Here is a 17,414-nt window from a genome sequence, read left to right as displayed (position 1 = left end):
CGTTTTGTTTTTGAGATCGAACACTTACGCCGCACGGCGCCGTGTTTTCATATCCAGCCATACTGCCAGAATGACGATGACGCCTGTCACCAGTGGCTGCCAACTCGCGTTGACCGACAACAGGTTCATGCCATTGAGGACCAGGGTCAAAATGAGTGCGCCGACGAACGTGCCAAACACCGTTCCGAGACCACCAAACAGCGAGGTGCCCCCGATCAGAACCGCCGCGATCGCCGGCAGTGTCAAGCTTTCTCCGATGTCGGCTTCGGCAGAGTTCAGTCGCGCAAGAAAGATGATCGAGGCGAGCCCGGCCATCGCGCCGGACACTGTGTAGACCAGCAGAAGCCGGCGAGCGACGGGAATGCCCGACAATCGCGCGGCGACCGGGTTGGCGCCGATGGCATAGATTTCCTGTCCCCATGTGGTGCGCTGCGCGAAAATGGTTCCGATAGCGAGGAAGACCAGCAACAGATAGACCGGGATCGGAAGACCGAGAAAATAGCCACTGCCGATCTGGCGAAAGCCAGCCGGGAATCCGTGCATGGTCTCTCCGCCCATGTACCAGTAGGTGATGCCGTGCAGCACCCACAGCATCCCGTAGGTCGCAATGAAAGATGGGATTCGAAGCGCCGTCACCATCACGCCGTTCAGCATCCCCACCGCGCCACCGACGCCGATGCCTGTCAGTACCCCCAAGGTCGGCGAGCCCGTCTGATGAATCACCGTTCCGGCAATACAGGCGGAAATGGCGACATTGGCACCAATCGAAAGGTCGAGGCCACCTGTCAGCACCACCAAAGTCAGACCCGACGCAATGAAGAACAGCAGACTCGCCTGACGCAGGACGTTGAGGATGTTGCCGAGACTGAAGAACGAGTTGGTCAGGATGGTCAGCGCCGCACAGATCAGAAACGCGGCGAGCAGGCGATAGAATACCTGGATCATCTCGTCGGAGAGCAACATTCGCCCGCTTGTGATCGGCTTTGAGATATCGGTCATGATCGGCTCCGCAATCCATCGACGAACAAGGCTGCAATTACCAGCAAGCCGACGCTTGCCACCTGGATCGAAGACGGCAGCGCCAGCAGATTCAATCCGTTGCGCAGCACACCCACGGTGACCACACCGAGCAAGGTGCCGAGCAGCCAGCCATTGCCGCGTTCGAACGACGTGCCGCCGACGGCGACCGCGGCAATGGCATCGAACTCAAGACCGAGGCCAGCGGTTGGATGCCCGGAGTTCATGCGCGCGGTCATCAGGAGACCGGCCAGACCGACCATGGCGCCGCCGAGCGCGTAGACGAGGATCAGCAAGCGTCGGGCCGAGATGCCGGCGAATTTCAGCGCTTCACGGTTGCCGCCGAGTGCGAAAATGTAAGTCCCGAAACGGGTGTGGTAGAGCAATCCGTGGAAGGCAAGATAGCTTCCCAGCCCCAGCACGATCGGAAGCGGAACGCCGCCGAGCGTTCCGGAATAGACGCCGCGAACGGCCGCTGGCATGCCGACGACGCTCTGGCCATCGCTGACGATCAGCGAGAGCCCCTGCGCCATCCCGAGTGTACCCAGCGTGGCGACAAAGGGAGGAATGCCGACAACGGCCACCAGCCAGCCGTTGACCGTCCCGAACAAGATTCCAACGGCCATTGCCGCAAGCAGACCGAGCAGCAGCGAGCCAGTGGCCAAAGCGACGATGGCGACGATCAGCGAGGTCAGCGTCAGCACTGCGCCCATCGACAGGTCGAGACCTTCGGTCATGATGATCAGCGTCATCGGAAGCGCCAGCATCAACAGAATCGTCGATTGGACGAGCACGTTGGAGATATTCGGCACCGTCAGGAAGCCGGGCGTCATCAGGCTGAAGACAACACATAGCAGCACCAGCATGACGGCAACGCCGGGAATCCGCTGAAGCGGATTGGTGTTTAATACCATCGCTTGTTCACGCATGATGCATCCCCAACTTCACGATGTTTTCCTCACTCAGTTCGTGGCGAGCCAGTTCACCCGCGATCCGTCCGTCGCACATGACATAGGCGCGATCGCAGACGTGGCAGATTTCCGCCTGCTCCGACGAGATCATCAGCGCAGCGGCACCATCTGCGACCAGCCGGTCGATGAGCGCGAAGATCTCGGCTTTGGCTCCGACATCGATGCCGCGTGTCGGTTCGTCGAAGATGAACAGCTTGGCGCCGGCCGCCAGCCATTTGCCGATGACGACCTTCTGCTGGTTGCCGCCGGACAGAAGACCCACGGCCTGCTTGTCCGATGGGGTCGCGATCCTCAACTGCCGGATCAGATCATTGGCAACCTGCCTGGATTTCCCCTGATCGAAGAAGCCACGCGGAAAGATCTTGCGTAGCGCGGAAACGATCAGGTTGTCTCCGACGGAGCGGATCAGAGCCAGACCTTCGGCCTTGCGGCTTTCCGGAATCAGCGCGAGCCCCAGTCTGGCTGCTTCGTCCGGACCGCCGGATTTCTCCCGGCCGTCGAACAGGATCTGTCCCGCGGTCGCCTTGTCGGCTCCGAAAATGGCCCGCACCACTTCGGTGCGCCCCGAGCCGACCAGCCCGCACAGCCCGACGATCTCGCCTTGCCGCACGACCAGGTCGATGCCCGCAATGCCGGAGGCAGAGGCGAGACCCTTCACCTCGAGCATGACCTTGCCAGGGGACTCGGCGAAGGTCCGCGGATAGCTCATATCGACGCTGCGACCGACCATCATCCGGACCAGATCGTCCGATGATACGGCCCCGGGTTTTACTTCATCGATACGACGCCCATCGCGCAGCACCGTGATGCGGTCACCGAGCGAGAACACCTCCGCCATGCGGTGCGAAATGTAGATGATGGCGACGCCGTCTGCCTTGAGCCGCGCGATCAGTGCGAACAGCAATTCCGTCTCGCGATCGGACAGCGCCGCCGTTGGCTCATCCATCACGAGAATTCGCGCGTTCTGGCTGATGGCCTTTGCAATCTCCACCATCTGCTGCTGGGCGACGCCCAGCTTCTCGATCCGGATCGCCGGATCGATGTCGAATCCAATCGAATCCAGCACGCGCTTGGCATCGGCCAGAATTTTCTTGCGATCGATCGTGCCGGGAACACGTCCTGCCGGCTCGCGTCCGAGGAAGATGTTCTGCGCGATGTCGAGATAGGGGACCAGCGAGAATTCCTGGAAGATGACGGCGATGCCGAGCTTCTGCGCATCGGCTGGCGACGCGATCTCGACTGTCTCGCCGTTATAGTGGAACGAGCCGCTATCGGCGCGATAGGCCCCACACAGCACTTTCATCAGACTCGATTTGCCTGCTCCGTTCTCGCCGAGCAGCATATGCACCTCGCCTGGCCAGACCGAGAATGACACATCGTCGAGTGCCTTCACTCCCGGAAATTCCTTGGAGATGCCGCGCAGTTCGAACAGCGGCGGTGCCGCGTGAACGATCGACACGGCAGCCTTGGACTGCGCGAGTTGCGTCATGCCATCACCGGTGCATTGGGCAAGAAGATCTTGCCGGGGTTCATCATGCCTTTCGGATCGATCGACGCCTTGATGCCACGCATGATATCGACGGCGTCGCCGAGCTCGTCCTGGAGGAAACTGATCTTGCCGGTGCCGATGCCGTGCTCGCCGGTGCAGGTGCCCTCCATCGCGATTGCCCGCGCCACCAACCGCGCGTGCAGCGCCTTGGCACGCGCGACTTCGTCGGCATTGTCCTGGTCGATCAGGATCAGCAGATGGAAATTCCCGTCGCCGACATGGCCCACCACGGGCGCGATCAGTCCATTGGCATCGATATCGCGGCGGGTTTCGGTGAGACATTCCGTCAGCCGTGAGATCGGCACGCAGACATCCGTGATCATGGCCTTGGCGCCCGGCTTCAGGCTGAGACCCGCATAGAGCGTGTTGTCGCGGGCATGCCACAGCTTCGTCCGCTCTTCCGCCGCACGCGCCCATTGGAAGCCTTGGCCGTCATGCTCGGCGGCGATCGCCTCCGCCAGTTCGGCCTGCTCCGCGACGCTCGCCTCGGTGCCGTGGAATTCAAAGAACAGCGTCGGCGCCTCGCGATAGCCAAGTTTGGAATAACCATTTATGCCGCGCATCATGACTTCATCCAGCAGTTCCATCCGCGCGACCGGAATGCCCGACTGGATCACCTCGATCGCGGCATCGATCGCTTGATCGAGCCGCCCAAAACTGCAGACAGCGGACGAGATCGCCTGCGGCCATGGATGCAATTTCAGGGTAATTTCGGTGATCACGCCGAGCGTGCCCTCGGAGCCGACGAACAGCCGGGTGAGATCGTAACCGGCTGACGATTTGCGGGCGCGCTGGCTGGTACGGATCACCCGCCCATCCGGCAGCACGACTTCGAGCGCAAGCACGTTGTCCTTCATGGTGCCGTAGCGGACGGCCATAGTCCCGGACGCGCGCGTCGAGGTCATGCCGCCGATCGACGCATCGGCGCCGGGATCGATCGGAAAGAACAATCCGGTGTCGCGCAGATGCGCGTTGAGTTGCTTGCGGGTGATGCCAGGCTGCACGACGACATCGAGGTCCTTGTCATGCACCCGGAGCACGCGGTTCATCCGCGCAAAATCGATACAGACGCCGCCAGCCACCGATGCTGCGTTGCCTTCGAGCGAGGTGCCCGCGCCGAATGGAACGACCGGCATACCGAGCTCGCCGCAGAGTTTCACGATCTCAGCGACTTCCTGCGTGGTCTCCGGAAACACCACGACGTCCGGTGGACGACTGGCGTGATAGGCCTCGCTGCGGCCGTGATCATCGAGCACGCCGCGCGCGATCGTCGCGCGCGCCCCAATGATCTCGTTCAGACGGACCACGGCCGTCTCGGCGCTCACTGGCGCTCCCATAGCATCCTCCCCTTCCATATCAGCGCTCAGGCTCTGCGGCCCTTGATGCGCATTGTTAGCTAGACAGCATGCGCCTTGTTGGCGTCTGGCTTCAAACCGAAATCGTAATTCAAATGATAGTAAGGCGTGTTCTGCATGCGCCCGTCGGGAGCTTCGCCGGCATCTTTGCGGGCGAATTCGCGAATGAGCGTATCTTTGACGCCGAAGACGACGTCGGAGTCGAGATACTTGTCGCCCGCGACGAACACATGCGTCACCAGTTGCTCGAAGCCAGGCGCCGAGATCATGAAGTGAACATGGGCGGGCCGCCACGGATGACGCCCCTGAGCCGTGAGCATATCGCCGACCGGCCCGTCATGCGGGATCGGATAGGCCGCTGGCTTGATCGACCAGAACCGGAAACGGCCCTCGGCATCGGCATGAAACCGCGCACGCATCGCCAGATCGCCGATCTTGTCGAGCTGCTGAACATCGTAATACCCGTCGTCGTCGGAGTGCCAGACGTCGATTGTCGCATTTGCGATCGGCTTACCATCCGGCGTCGAGACCGATCCCGTCACGATCATCGGATCGCCCTCCATGCCACCGGAGATGTCTTCGCCAAGCTTCTTCTCCGGGGCCGCCTGGACGAAGAACGGCCCGAGCACGGTCGTGTCCGTCACACCTTTTTCGGCACCATGATTGATAGCATCGACCAACATCGACACCCCGAGCGTATCCGAAAGCAGGATGAACTCCTGGCGCTTATCGTCGCACATGTGACCGGTACGCGTCAGGAATTCGATGCCCTGCTCCCACTCCCTCTGGGTCGGCCGAATCTCCCGGACGAAGGCATGCAGATGGCGTACCAGCGCCTCGCTGATCTGCCTGATCCGCGGCTGGCCGGCATCCGTGATGCGATCCAGCACGGCGTCGGTGATGGTGTTCTCGTTGAAATTCCGCATGGCCTCCCCTCACCCAAGCTTCGGCTCGCCGAGACCCGACAGTCGCTCGACATGGCGCACGGTGGCGATGAAATCGGATTCGCCATCTCCTTGGGCAACAAGCGATCCGTAGATTTCTCGCACCTGCGCTGCGAGTTGCAGCGGCACGCCGACGTGATGGCCGGCCCCGATGATGAGGTCGAGATCCTTGGCCATCTGCCGGCACGAGAAAGTGGACTCGAAGTTGCGCGTGGCAAGCGGCGGCGTCTTGTACTTGACCATCGGCGAGGCGATCGCGCTATCGTCCAGAACCTTGAGGATATCCGGCCAGGAGATTCCGCCCTTGCGCGCCAGCGCGAGGCTTTCGGCCATCATTCCGGCAGACACCGCGATCATCAGGTTAACCGCGAGCTTGGCAAATCGCGCCTCTTCAGCCACGCCGAGATAGGTTTGCGCGCGCGTGAACGTCGCCAGCACCGGCTGAACCGCATCGAACGCGTCGCGCGGCCCCGACACGAAGCAGGTCAGCGCGCCGGTATGCGCGATCGCTGCATTGCCGGACACCGGAGCGCGCAGATAGGCAATACCCGTTGCCTCCGCCGCGACACCAACCTCCGCTGATATTTCGGCGCTGACAGTGCTCGTCTCGATCAGAACCGCACCACGTGTCAGCTTGTTCAGCAAGCCGTCTGGTCCGAGCACCACGGAACGCAGCGCCGCATCGTCGGGCAGCGATGTGAAGATGATGGCGTGGTTTGCAGCGGCGTCTGCGGCCGAGTTGGCCGTCTGAAGCCCAAGCTGCTGTGCCAACACCAAGCGCTGTTGGCCCGGGTCGTAACCGGTGACGCGGATACCGGCCTCCACCATACGGCCCGCAATGGGCAAGCCCATCTTGCCAACACCGATCCAGGCCACGGCCTGTGCTTGATCTCTCGACGGGGTTGTCATGCCGCTTTCTCCTGACGTTCAATCTCGGAGACGATGCGCATGCCCGATCGCTCGAGTTCATTCTTTTTGTGGTCGAGGTTCTCCGCCAGAAGGCGTCCGCCCCGCTTGCGCCAGATGCCGTCGATCATCACCGCCTCGACATTGGCAATGCTGGACTGCATCAGGACCGTGGAAACCGGATCATGGACCGGACAGAGGTTAAGGTCCGTGGCATTGATGACGACCAGATCCGCCTTCTTGCCCGGCGTGAGCGAGCCGATGCTGCTTTCACGTCCGAGCATGCGCGCGCCCTCGATGGTGATCCAGCGCAAGGCCTCACGCGTCGTGATTGTCGTCCCCGCTGGAATGGCGCCCGTGGCCAGCCGACTCTCGGCGTTGTCCAGCGCGCGTTGCATCGACAGTGCGATGCGGCCAACATTGAACATGTCGCCAGGCAGCACGGATTCCAGATCGACCCCGAGCGATGGCCGCGATCCCAGCTTCAACAGCCGCCCGGTGATCGGGTAGCCGTGGCCCTGATTCATTTCATTTTCTGGCGTGACCGAGAACGACACGCCGAGATCGACAAGCTGATGCAGCAGATCGTCGGGAAGATCGTTGCCGTGCACGATGTTGATGCCGGGACGGACCAGACCGGCCGCAATCAGCCTCGCCCAGCCACCCGGCGTCTTGGCCGGGCCTCCGCCCTGATGCATCGAGGCAATCAGATCGAACTCACGCGCCAATTCGAAATCATGGATGGCAACATCCATGGTCGAATAATGAGGACCAAGAATTGCAAGCCCGAGGGTGACGCGGTCGCTGCGGTTAGACAGTGCCCCTGCCAGGAAGCGCTCGACCTCATGGCGCGGATGCGGAACCTCGGAGAAGTGCGGCTGCCCCGGCGCCGCCTCCGGCTTCGGCGAGCCGTGAAAGAAGGCGGCACGGATGCCGCTCTTTTTCAGCGCCGCGACGGCGCTATCACTATGCGCAGGCGTTGGGTTGTTGTGACACCAGTCAACCAGCGTGGTGGTGCCGCAATTGATCTGGTTCAGCGCGCCCATCAGCGTGCCGATATGGATATCCTCGGGACGAAAGACCGTGGCCAGTCCCGCATGCATCCGGCGGAAATATTCAGGAAGCGTCCAGTTCGCGGAGAAGCCGCGCAAGGCGGTTTGCCACGTATGCATATGCGCGTTGACAAGGCCCGGAATGACGATGCGGCCACGACCATCGACGATCTCCGCATCACCGGCATCGAGGCCCGGCCGGATGTCGACGATGCGATCGCCATCAACCAGCAGGTCGGCTTGCGCGAGATCGCCGATCGTGTCGTCCATTGTCAGGATCGTGGCGGACTTGATGAGCGTGCGTGTCGCCGTCATCGCAACGCCTCCGCTACGACCGGAGGTTCGCCCGCCCAGGCCTGCGCGATCAGATCGCGGATGGCATCGCGCTCCAGCGGCCGCGGGTTCCAGTAGGCATTGCTGACGGCAAGGTCGGCGGCGCGTTCTATGCCGTCCTTCGGCATTCCCAGATCGCGCAACGCGACTTTGGCGCCAAGTCCCTGCGTAAGATCGAATAGTCCCTGCGCGGCCTGTCCGGCGCCAAGCGCGCGCGCGACGCGAGCCGCCGCAACCGGCACGGCGGGAGCATTATAGGCCATCGCATGCGGCAGGATCACCGTGTGGGTTTCGGCATGTGGCAAATTGAACGTGCCGCCCAGCGTATGGCAGAGCTTGTGATGCAGCCCCATGCCGACGGCGCCGAGACAGGCGCCGCACAACCAGGCAGCGCGCAGGGCATCATCGCGTGCCGCCGCGTTGTCCTCGCCAGCCGCGAGCTTCGGCAGCGCGCCGGCGAACAGGCGAATGCCCTCTTCCGCCATCAACGACACGACCGGATTGGCATCGCGCGCATAGAGCGCTTCGACAGCGTGAGCGATTGCATTGACGCCCGATGTCACGGCAAATGCAGGCGGCAATGTGCGTGTCAGGTCGACGTCGTAGATGACCGTTTCGGGGAGTATCTTCGGGCTCGATTGCGTGGTCTTCAGTCCCTCGCGGGTCTCACCCAGGATCGGCGTCATTTCGGACCCGGCATAGCTGGTCGGTACGACGATTTGCGGCAGGTCGGTCCGTAGCGCGATCGCCTTGCTTAGCCCGATGGTTGAACCACCGCCCACCGCGACGATGCCGTCGGCCTGCAGAGCCTTGACCTGCTGCATCGCAAGTTCGGTCACATCAACCGGCGTATGCATCACCGCACCGGCATAGACGCCCGCCGCTCTGTCACCGATCAGGGCGGCAATCTGCTCGCCGTGAGATTTCTGCTGGTCTGTCGTCAGAACGAGTGCGCGCTTAACGCCGAGTCGGTCGAGCTCGGCGGCCAGATCTGCCAGCCGTCCCGAGCCGAAGACGACCCGCATGGGCGCCGCCTGATAGACAAAGCTCTCCATCATTCCATCCCTGATCGTCGACGCCGTTAGGGCGCTTCTGCTGCATTGCACCAAGGCATGCAGCGGATTTTCGCTACCATCATTCCCGTGCACACGTTTGTCAAGAAACTCTGCACACGTTTGTCAATTGGTGCAAGATGAGGCATTCTCACGTGATCGTTAGCGGATACGACGACGCGCGCGAGCAGGCTGGATGGCGATGCCCAAAAAAACCAAGAACACCAAGAAGACGTCACCCGCGCTTCAGGAGCGGTCGTCGCGTAAGACAATCATTGATGTCGCGAAGTGTGCTGGCGTCCATTGGTCAACGGTGTCGCGCGGGCTCAATCCCGAGAAGCGCCACCTGATCTCCCCAGAAATGATCGAGCGCGTCGAAGCTTGCGCGAAGAAGCTGGGATATCGGGCCAACGCCATGGCATCGGCGCTTCGGACCCAGCGATCTCGCACCGTCGGCGTTATTGTTTCGAACCTTGGTGACCCCGTCCATCCCCCCATAGTGCGGGCGATTGAGGACCGGTTCGCCGAGATTGGATACGTCACCATCGTCGGCAATACCGACAACCATCCGCTCAGGCAGGCCGCGCTGATCGATCGTTTCATCCAGCAAGGCGTCGAGGGGCTGATCGTCGCGACCTTCGAGCGAAACGATCCCGGCATCGCAGCCTGCGTCGAGGCGAATATTCCAGTCGTCGCGGTGTTTCGCGATCCTGAAAGCGAATTCATTCCGAGCGTCCGGGTCGACGACGCGAAGGCAATGGAACTGGCGGTTCATCATCTCGCCGAGTGTGGGCACAGGCAAATTGCTCATGTCGGCGGCCCGCAAAATGTCTCGACGGGTTACCACCGCTATCGCGGCTTTCGGCGCGCTTGCAAAGTCCTGGCTCAAGACGGAGTTGCGCCCACTGCCGTATTCGGTGAGGCCTTTACGGTCGAGGAAGGCGAGTTCGCTTGCGAACGTTTGCTGACGGAGAACCCCAATATTACGGCGATTGTGGCTGGCAACGACATGCTGGCCGTAGGCTGCCTTCGGCACCTGAGAAACAAGGGCATTTCATGTCCCGGCAACATCTCGCTGGTCGGCATGAACGACATGCTGTTCATGGATGCGATAGCACCGGCGCTGACGACCATCAGTACACCGACTGCGGAACTAGGAACGCAGGCGTCTCACATCCTTATTGCGATGATCAAGGGAACGCCGGTTCAAAACGATCGGATCGTACTGAAGCCGGTTTTGCTTGCGCGGGATTCTGTCGCCGCGATCAAGCTGCCGACCAAGACACGTTCGTCAGATTTTTCTGACGCGACCAAAAGAGAAGTCAGAATACGACGCCGACAAAGCTAAGCGAAACCTGACGCATGCTGCGGCGGTGACATGGAAAGGTGCGAACAACCAATCCAAATTTGCTGACAACGGGGGCGCTCAGACGCGATCCGTTACAGACCTGGCTTCTCGACCGAAATCAGAAGTTTCCGCAGCAGGCGCGTGAGCGTTTGGCGTTCGTTGGCCGTCAGGACCTCGTCGACCGACCGGGACAGCTTGAAGTGCTGGGCAATCGCCTTGTCTACGGAATTTCGCCCCTTGGCCGTAAGTGTGATCCGAGCACCACGGCCATCTTCAGGATCCTGGCGCCTGACGATGAAGCCGTCCTGCTCGGCACGCCGCAGCCGCGCGGTGAGCCCGCCCGACGACAGCAGGCACTCCGCATAGAGGTCAGTCGGTCGAACACCGATACTGCTATCGGCCTCGCGGCGGTAAATCGTCAGGAGCAGGTCGAACAATTCCCAATTGAAGCCCTGCTCCTCGAGTGCGGGCTCGATGGCGCTGCGCATATGCACGGACAGCCGGACAATCCGGCCGACGACGTCGAGGTGGCCGGCGTCGAGGTCGGGCCGCCGCCGGCCCCAGCCGGCAATGATCTTGTCAATCGAATCGGTGGTCATGATGATCAGCATATAGGCACGGGGCACCGAATATATGCAAATTCATCTATCTTTCTGCAAAGATATTTTATCTTGACTAAAAGATAGTTTGACCTCACGCTTCGTGACGGGTTGACCGGATGCCCCCTCGCGAGAAGGTCACGAGGTTATCAACGCCCGCCATCGAGGAAATGATCATGACAGCCAAGCCGGCCTTTGCGACATCGCCATCCAATCCGCACGTCAAGGAAATCCAGACGATGCCGGAGCGGAAGCCGGACATGCCTTATGCACCAGCGATCCGGGTCGAAGTGCCCTGCGGCATGCTTTTCATTTCCGGAGCAACGCCCTCGCCGCTCTATCACAAGCATCCCCATGTTCTGGAGGAGCACGATCATCCGAATTCGATCGAGGACCAGACCCACCGCGCCATGCAGACGATCCAGTCGATCCTGGATCACGAAGGGCTGACCTGGACCGACATCGTCAAGGTGACGAAGTACCTGACCGACATCCGGGACCAGGACGGTATGGTGAAGGTGATGAAGGAATATTTCGGCGACTGGACGCCGGCCAGCACCACCATCTGCATCAACCAGCTCTCGACCCAGGGCGCCCGTGTCGAGCTCGACATGATCGCCGCCATTCCCGTGCAAAAATAGACCGGATATGACCTCCCGCCGGCCCCGGGTCATCGGGTCGAACGAGGCCGACAATGATGCACGGCACTGAAAATCAAAATGAGCAAGGGGACCGCACGCTGCACGCCCCAAAGGGGTCTGCGCCGCGGGCGACCGGAAGCGAAGCCGATGCGCCGCTCCTGCGTCTGGTCGGTATCGACAAATCCTTTCCCGGCGTGCATGCGCTCAAGAACGTATCGCTCGACGTCTATGCCGGTGAGGTCCATGTCATCCTCGGCCAGAATGGTGCGGGAAAGTCGACGCTGATCAAGACGCTGTACGGCGCCTATGCGGCCGATCGCGGTTATATCGAGATCGAGGGCCGGCGAGTCGCCGTCGCCCGCCCGGCCGATGCCAGCGCACTTGGTATCGCCGTCATCTTCCAGGAATTCTCGCTGATCCCGTATCTGGACATCGCGCAGAACATCTTTCTCGGTCGCGAAGCCGCATTCAGTCGCTTTGGCCTCGTCGATTCCGCGGCTATGCATGCAGCCGCACACACCATCCTCGACAATCTCGGCCTCGACTACGACACCCACGCATACGCCGCCGATCTCGGCGTAGCCCAGCAGCAGATGGTGGAGATCGCCAAGGCGCTCTCGCAGAACGCGCGGGTGCTCGTGATGGACGAACCGACGGCGGCGATCTCCGAGCGTGAATCAGATCGCCTGTTTCAAACTATCGCGCGATTGACGGAGAAGCGCGTCGCCATCGTCTACATCTCCCATCGCATGAAAGAGGTGCAGATGCTCGGCGATCGCATCACCATCCTGCGCGACGGCGCCGTCGTGACCAGCGTGCTGCGCGATCAGAAAAGCCAGGCCGAGATGGTCGGCGCGATGATCGGGCGACCATCGGGATCGCAGCTCGCACGGACGCCGCGCCCGCCCGGCGAGCCTGTCCTGTTCGCCAAGGATGTGAACACGGCCAAACTGTCGGACATCTCCATCGAAATTCTCGCCGGCGAGGTGGTGGGGCTTGCCGGCCTCGTCGGGTCCGGCCGGACTGAAGTGGTCCGCGCCTTGTTCGGCGCGGACCCGATCGCAAGCGGCGAGATCTCACTGTTGGGATCGCGCGCGCCGGCCACACTGGACAGACGGGTGCGTGCGGGCATGGCCCTGCTCCCGGAAGATCGCAAACGGGAGGGATTGGCGCTGCCACTCGATGTCCGCGACAATGCGACGGTCGCCTCGTTGTGGCGCAGCTTCGCCTCCGGCTGGTTCTCACCGGCCAAAGCCGAGCGGGACACACGCAGGCTGATCGCACAGCTCGGCATTGCCGCCCATGGCACGCGCCAGAGCGTCCACACCCTCAGCGGCGGCAATCAGCAGAAAGTCGTGCTGGCCAAATGGCTGGCGGCAGGGTCCAAGCTGTTCCTGCTGGATGAACCGACGCGCGGTGTCGATGTCGGCGCCAAGGCGGAGATCTATCGCCTGATCGATCAACTGGTCGATGGCGGGGCCGGTGTCGTCGTCATCAGTTCGGAACTGCCGGAGCTCGTCCAGCTCTGCGACCGCGCCTATGTCATGCGCGACCATCGCATCGTCGGGCATCTCGCCGGCGACCAGCTAACCGAGCGGGCCATCCTCGAACTGGCGGTGCATCAATGAGCGTGACGATCCAGCTGCAGCGCAGGTCCGGCATGGGCCAGTTCCTCAGCGCAATCCCCGGCGCCGGCCTCCTGCTGATCCTGATGCTGGTGCTGTTCACGATCGTCAATCCGAGATTCGTGTCCCAGACCAACCTCATCAATGTCGGCTTGCAGACCTCGCTACTGCTGATGCTCGCCCTGCCGATGACGCTCATCATTATGACCGAGGGCCTCGACCTGTCGGCCGGAGCTCTGCTCGGGCTGAGTGGCGTCATCGTCGCTGAAGCGCTTCTCGCAGGCTGGAGCGTGTTCGCTGCCTGCGCGACGGCACTCGCGATCAGCACCGCCTTTGGCGCCCTCAACGGCGTCCTGATCGCCTATCTGACGCTGCCCGCTTTCGTCGTCACCCTCGGCACCATGGGGCTGATGCAGGGGATTGCGCTGGTACTCACCAATGGAGATCCGGTCGGCGGTTTCACGCCTGCCATCGAAACCTTCTATCGCTCCCAGCTTTGGTTCATTCCGACGCCGATCGCGATCGCGGCCGCCCTTTATGCCGCGCTGTGGCTACTGCTCTATCGCACTCGGCTCGGCAACTATGTGATCGCCATCGGCGGCAACAAGGACGCGCTGCGTCTCGCCGGCATTCGCGCCAATCTCGTCCACCTCGCCGTCTATGTGCTCGGCAGCGCGATCATCGGTCTCTCTGCCGTGCTGCTAATCGGGCGCACCAATTCAGCGCATCCAACCGTCGGCATCGGCATGGAGTTCGAGGCGATTGCCGCGGTGGTGCTCGGCGGCACCTCCTTCGAAAAAGGACAGGGCTGGCTGTTCGGAGCCGTGCTTGGCGCGCTCGCCATCACCGTACTGCGCAATGGCCTCAACATTCTGTCCATCGACTCGTCGCTGCAGGTCGTGTGCATCGGCATTCTGCTCATTCTCGCGCTGCTGATCGACCAGGCGCGCAAACAATTCATGAGGCGTACGGCATGACGGTCCCGGCAACGCTCGATATCCGCCCATCGTCCCTGTCGCCCGACGCCGCGGCCCTGCTCGGCCGGTTCGTGCTGATCGCTCTGATCGCCGGCGCGTTGACCGCGGTCGATCCCGGATTCGCGTCGGTGAGCAATCTCCTGAACATGCTGCGACAGGCGAGCCTGCTGTTTCTCGTGGCGTCCGGCCTCACACTCGTCATTATTGGCGGGGGGCTCGATCTGTCGGTCGGTGCCAATCTGACGCTGTCGGCCTGTCTCGCCGCAGCCGCGATCAAGACGACCGGCAACCCGTGGTACGGCGTCGCGGTCGCCATCGGCGCCGGTACGCTGATCGGTTACGCTAACGGGCTGATGATCAACCGCCTGCAGCTGCCGCCTTTCCTTGCGACTTTCGGCATGCTGTGGGTGGCGCAGGGCATCGCCTACTGGTTCATGGCCGGGCAGACGATCTACGGCATGCCGATGTCGTTTCGCTATTTCGGCACCGGCTTCTTCCTCGGCGTTCCGCTGCCGATCTGGATCACGCTTGTGGTCTGTCTCGCCTGCAGCATCCTCCTGCACCGCACGACCTTCGGCCGCGAGGCGTATTTCATGGGCGCCAACCAGACCGCCGCGCTGCTGTCCGGCGTCCCGGTCGAGCGTCGTCGGCTGCTGCTCTATGTGCTCAGCGGCTTGACGGCGGGCATCGCGTCTCTCGTCTATCTCGCACGCCTCAATGCCGCCGAGCCCGGAATCGGCGAGCCGTTGCTGCTTCCTGCTATCGCCGCAGTTCTGGTCGGCGGCACATCCTTGTTCGGTGGCAACGGCAACATCGTCGGCACCGTGCTTGGCGCCATCCTGCTCACCATCATCGTCAACGGCCTCAATCTGCTGAATGTTGCAGCGACCTGGCATCCCTTCGTCAACGGCGCCGTCGTCCTGGTCGCCATCATTGCGGATCTCGTCATCAGCCGACGCCGATCAGGGAGCGGATAGACCCGGCATCACCAGTTCACCACACGTCTCGTCATTCACAACCAGAGGGGCCATCATGCGAACCACCCGATCTATCCGATGCGTTCTTGCCGCCGTCATTTGCGGCACCCTGTTCAATTCGGCGGTGCGCGCCGATGGCGAAGTGATTGCAGCCTTCACGAAGAACCAGGTGGACCCTCATTTCGAGGGTGTGCGCGCCGGCGTCGCGCAGATGGCGGAGAAAATGCGCGCGACTGTCAAATATTACACGCCGACCAAGCCGAACAATATCACCGAAGGCATGTCGCAGCTCGAAGACGTCGGCGTGACCAAGCCCAATCTGATGCTGTTCATGCCAATCGACGCCAAGGCGCAATTGCCGACGATCAAGCGCCTGATCGAATCCGGCCTGCCGATCATCAACTACAATGACCGCGGCGGCGACGCCCCCTATCTCTCCTTTGTCGGCCAGGACGATTACAAGCTCGGCTATGACATTGCCAAGACGCTGTTCGACCACCTCGGCGGCAAGGGCAATGTGGTGATCCTCGAAGGCGTCAAGGGCTCGACCACGGGCGACGAGCGCAAGCGCGGCTTCGACGCTGCGGCCAAGGACTATCCGAATATCAAAGTACTGGCCTCGCAGCCCGCCAACTTCCAGCGCCTGCTCGGCATGCAGACGATGGAGAACCTGATCCAGCAGTTCAGCACCATCGACGGCGTGATCGCCGCTGCCGACGCGTCCGCGCTCGGCGCGATCGAGGCGCTCAATGCAGCCGGCCGCAAGAACGTCGCGGTAGTCTCGATCAATGGCGTGCCGGAGGCTGTCGAAGCCGTGAAGGCCGGCAGCCTGCTGGCAATCGCGGAGTTCGACGGCTTCAAGATCGGCTGCGTCGCCACCGCTGTCGGCCTGAATGCCATTCGCGGCCAGAGTGCGCCGAAGCAGATCACGATCCCCGGTGCGATCATCACCAAGGCCAATTATGCGCCCTGGCTCATCCCCTACAAGGACCGGACTTGCCCGACGCCGGACGCGTATATCGCGAAGTAGCGCTAACGGGCCTGCAGACGCGTCGCGTGCTGCAGGCCTGCCTTCCTACTTGGCCGCCCCGTCCGTCGACATCGCGATGAGCTTGCCATAACGCTCCGCATCGCTGCGCAATTCGGCCTCGAACGCTTCCGGCGTCGAGCTGGCGATGTCGGCGCCCTGCGCGGCGAACTGCTTGATCAGGGCCGGATCGCTGAGCGCCTCGGCGAGATCGCGCGCGATCTGGCTGACGATGGGCTTCGGCACCGCCGCGGCGGCGAGCATGCCGAACCAGCTATCGTAGGTGAATTCGGGGAGCCCTGCCTCGGCGAAGGTTGGTACATCAGGCAGTTGCGCCATGCGGCTCTTGCCGGTGACTGCCAGTGCGCGCAACTTTCCCGACTGGATCAGGTCGCCACCGACGCCGAAGAAAGTGAAGGCAACCGAGGTGTCGCCGCGCATAATGCTGATCTGGGATTCCGGCAGTCCGCGATGCGGAATCAGCACCATCTTGGTCTGCGTGAGATGCCTGAACAGTTCGGCGGCGATACCGGTGGAACTACCGACGCCGGCAGAGCTGTAGCTCAGCGAATCCGGTTTGGCCTTTGCCGCAGCGATCAGTTCGGCCAGCGTCTTGAACGGCGCATCCGGCGGCACGATCAGGATGGACGGCGTCGATCCGACGCGGCTGATCGCAGCGAAATCCTTGATCGGATCGAAGTTGAGGTTCTTGTTGACCACGCCGATCACGCTGTGGCCGTTTGAGGTCAGCATGATCTGCGAGCCATCGGTCGGGCCTTTGGCGACACTGCTGACACCGGCGATGCCGGGCCTGTTCTCGACGATGACCTGCTGCTTCCACTTCGCAGCAAGCTTCTCGGCCACCGAACGGGCAAGGATGTCGGTGAGGCTGCCACCCGAAAACGGCACGATAATACGCACGAGCTGGTTCGGATAAGTCTGTGCAATGGCTCCGCTGCCCATCAGCGCCGCAGTCGCGGCAAGGCCAGAGCCGATCATAAAGTGTCGGCGATCCATCATTTTCTCCCTTAAAGAACCAAG

Annotated in this window: 16 protein-coding genes; 6 read left to right on the top strand and 10 right to left on the bottom strand. The window is 62.1% G+C overall.

Annotated elements, in window-relative coordinates:
* Positions 1-24: 24 nt before the first annotated feature.
* The 8 genes from AB7951_RS04930 to AB7951_RS04895 are packed head-to-tail and all read right to left on the bottom strand — an operon-like array spanning position 25 to position 9,185.
* Positions 25-999, bottom strand: coding sequence for an ABC transporter permease (locus tag AB7951_RS04930; protein WP_120293261.1), 975 nt, complete (start codon positions 997-999; stop codon positions 25-27).
* A complete protein-coding gene (locus AB7951_RS04925) occupies positions 996-1,946 on the bottom strand; it encodes an ABC transporter permease (protein ID WP_089265508.1) in 951 nt (316 codons plus the stop codon). The genes AB7951_RS04930 and AB7951_RS04925 overlap by 4 nt, the downstream gene beginning before the upstream one ends.
* The gene (locus AB7951_RS04920; RefSeq protein WP_120293259.1) at positions 1,939-3,477 is read right to left on the bottom strand and encodes a sugar ABC transporter ATP-binding protein; all 1,539 of its coding nucleotides are present in this window, start codon (positions 3,475-3,477) and stop codon (positions 1,939-1,941) included. The genes AB7951_RS04925 and AB7951_RS04920 overlap by 8 nt, the downstream gene beginning before the upstream one ends.
* Positions 3,474-4,874 carry an FAD-linked oxidase C-terminal domain-containing protein gene (locus AB7951_RS04915; RefSeq protein WP_120293257.1) on the bottom strand — a complete coding sequence of 467 codons (1,401 nt, stop codon included), beginning with the start codon at positions 4,872-4,874 and terminating at the stop codon, positions 3,474-3,476. Before AB7951_RS04915 ends, AB7951_RS04920 begins: the two co-directional genes overlap by 4 nt.
* Positions 4,875-4,933: 59 nt before the next feature.
* Positions 4,934-5,818, bottom strand: coding sequence for an intradiol ring-cleavage dioxygenase (locus tag AB7951_RS04910; RefSeq protein ID WP_120293255.1), 885 nt, complete (start codon positions 5,816-5,818; stop codon positions 4,934-4,936).
* A gap of 9 nt (positions 5,819-5,827) precedes the next feature.
* The gene (locus tag AB7951_RS04905) at positions 5,828-6,745 is read right to left on the bottom strand and encodes an NAD(P)-dependent oxidoreductase (RefSeq protein WP_439061836.1); all 918 of its coding nucleotides are present in this window, start codon (positions 6,743-6,745) and stop codon (positions 5,828-5,830) included.
* Positions 6,742-8,109 carry an amidohydrolase family protein gene (locus AB7951_RS04900; RefSeq protein ID WP_120293251.1) on the bottom strand — a complete coding sequence of 456 codons (1,368 nt, stop codon included), beginning with the start codon at positions 8,107-8,109 and terminating at the stop codon, positions 6,742-6,744. Before AB7951_RS04900 ends, AB7951_RS04905 begins: the two co-directional genes overlap by 4 nt.
* Positions 8,106-9,185, bottom strand: coding sequence for a maleylacetate reductase (locus AB7951_RS04895; protein ID WP_120293249.1), 1,080 nt, complete (start codon positions 9,183-9,185; stop codon positions 8,106-8,108). The genes AB7951_RS04900 and AB7951_RS04895 overlap by 4 nt, the downstream gene beginning before the upstream one ends.
* A 190-nt stretch (positions 9,186-9,375) precedes the next feature.
* Here AB7951_RS04895 and AB7951_RS04890 point away from each other — a divergent pair, with 190 nt between their 5' ends.
* Positions 9,376-10,527 carry a LacI family DNA-binding transcriptional regulator gene (locus AB7951_RS04890; protein ID WP_120293247.1) on the top strand — a complete coding sequence of 384 codons (1,152 nt, stop codon included), beginning with the start codon at positions 9,376-9,378 and terminating at the stop codon, positions 10,525-10,527.
* Positions 10,528-10,619: 92 nt separating this feature from the next.
* Here the strand turns inward: AB7951_RS04890 and AB7951_RS04885 are convergent, their stop codons facing one another.
* Entirely contained in the window at positions 10,620-11,138 is a 519-nt protein-coding gene (locus AB7951_RS04885; protein WP_120293245.1) for a MarR family winged helix-turn-helix transcriptional regulator, read from the bottom strand.
* 164 nt (positions 11,139-11,302) lie between these two features.
* Here AB7951_RS04885 and AB7951_RS04880 point away from each other — a divergent pair, with 164 nt between their 5' ends.
* The 5 genes from AB7951_RS04880 to AB7951_RS04860 are packed head-to-tail and all read left to right on the top strand — an operon-like array spanning position 11,303 to position 16,376.
* On the top strand, positions 11,303-11,767 hold the full coding sequence (locus tag AB7951_RS04880) for a RidA family protein (protein ID WP_158596893.1): 465 nt from the start codon (positions 11,303-11,305) through the stop codon (positions 11,765-11,767).
* A 56-nt stretch (positions 11,768-11,823) separates the two neighbouring features.
* Positions 11,824-13,395, top strand: a complete 1,572-nt coding sequence (locus AB7951_RS04875; protein WP_120293314.1) for a sugar ABC transporter ATP-binding protein — start codon at positions 11,824-11,826, stop codon at positions 13,393-13,395.
* Positions 13,392-14,369, top strand: a complete 978-nt coding sequence (locus tag AB7951_RS04870; RefSeq protein WP_199712139.1) for an ABC transporter permease — start codon at positions 13,392-13,394, stop codon at positions 14,367-14,369. The genes AB7951_RS04875 and AB7951_RS04870 overlap by 4 nt, the downstream gene beginning before the upstream one ends.
* Positions 14,366-15,346, top strand: coding sequence for an ABC transporter permease (locus AB7951_RS04865; protein WP_120293241.1), 981 nt, complete (start codon positions 14,366-14,368; stop codon positions 15,344-15,346). Before AB7951_RS04870 ends, AB7951_RS04865 begins: the two co-directional genes overlap by 4 nt.
* A gap of 55 nt (positions 15,347-15,401) precedes the next feature.
* On the top strand, positions 15,402-16,376 hold the full coding sequence (locus AB7951_RS04860; RefSeq protein WP_093756899.1) for a sugar ABC transporter substrate-binding protein: 975 nt from the start codon (positions 15,402-15,404) through the stop codon (positions 16,374-16,376).
* Positions 16,377-16,421: 45 nt separating this feature from the next.
* On the opposite strand, the gene AB7951_RS04855 is transcribed toward AB7951_RS04860, so the two are convergent.
* Positions 16,422-17,390, bottom strand: coding sequence for a Bug family tripartite tricarboxylate transporter substrate binding protein (locus AB7951_RS04855; protein WP_158596892.1), 969 nt, complete (start codon positions 17,388-17,390; stop codon positions 16,422-16,424).
* Between the last annotated feature and the right edge of the window lie 24 nt (positions 17,391-17,414).

This window comes from Tardiphaga sp. 285_C5_N1_2 (assembly GCF_052076065.1).
Taxonomy (GTDB): Bacteria; Pseudomonadota; Alphaproteobacteria; order Rhizobiales; family Xanthobacteraceae; genus Tardiphaga; species Tardiphaga robiniae.
The sequence above is the reverse complement of the archived record's forward strand: the minus strand, read 5'-3'. Positions and strand labels throughout refer to the sequence as shown.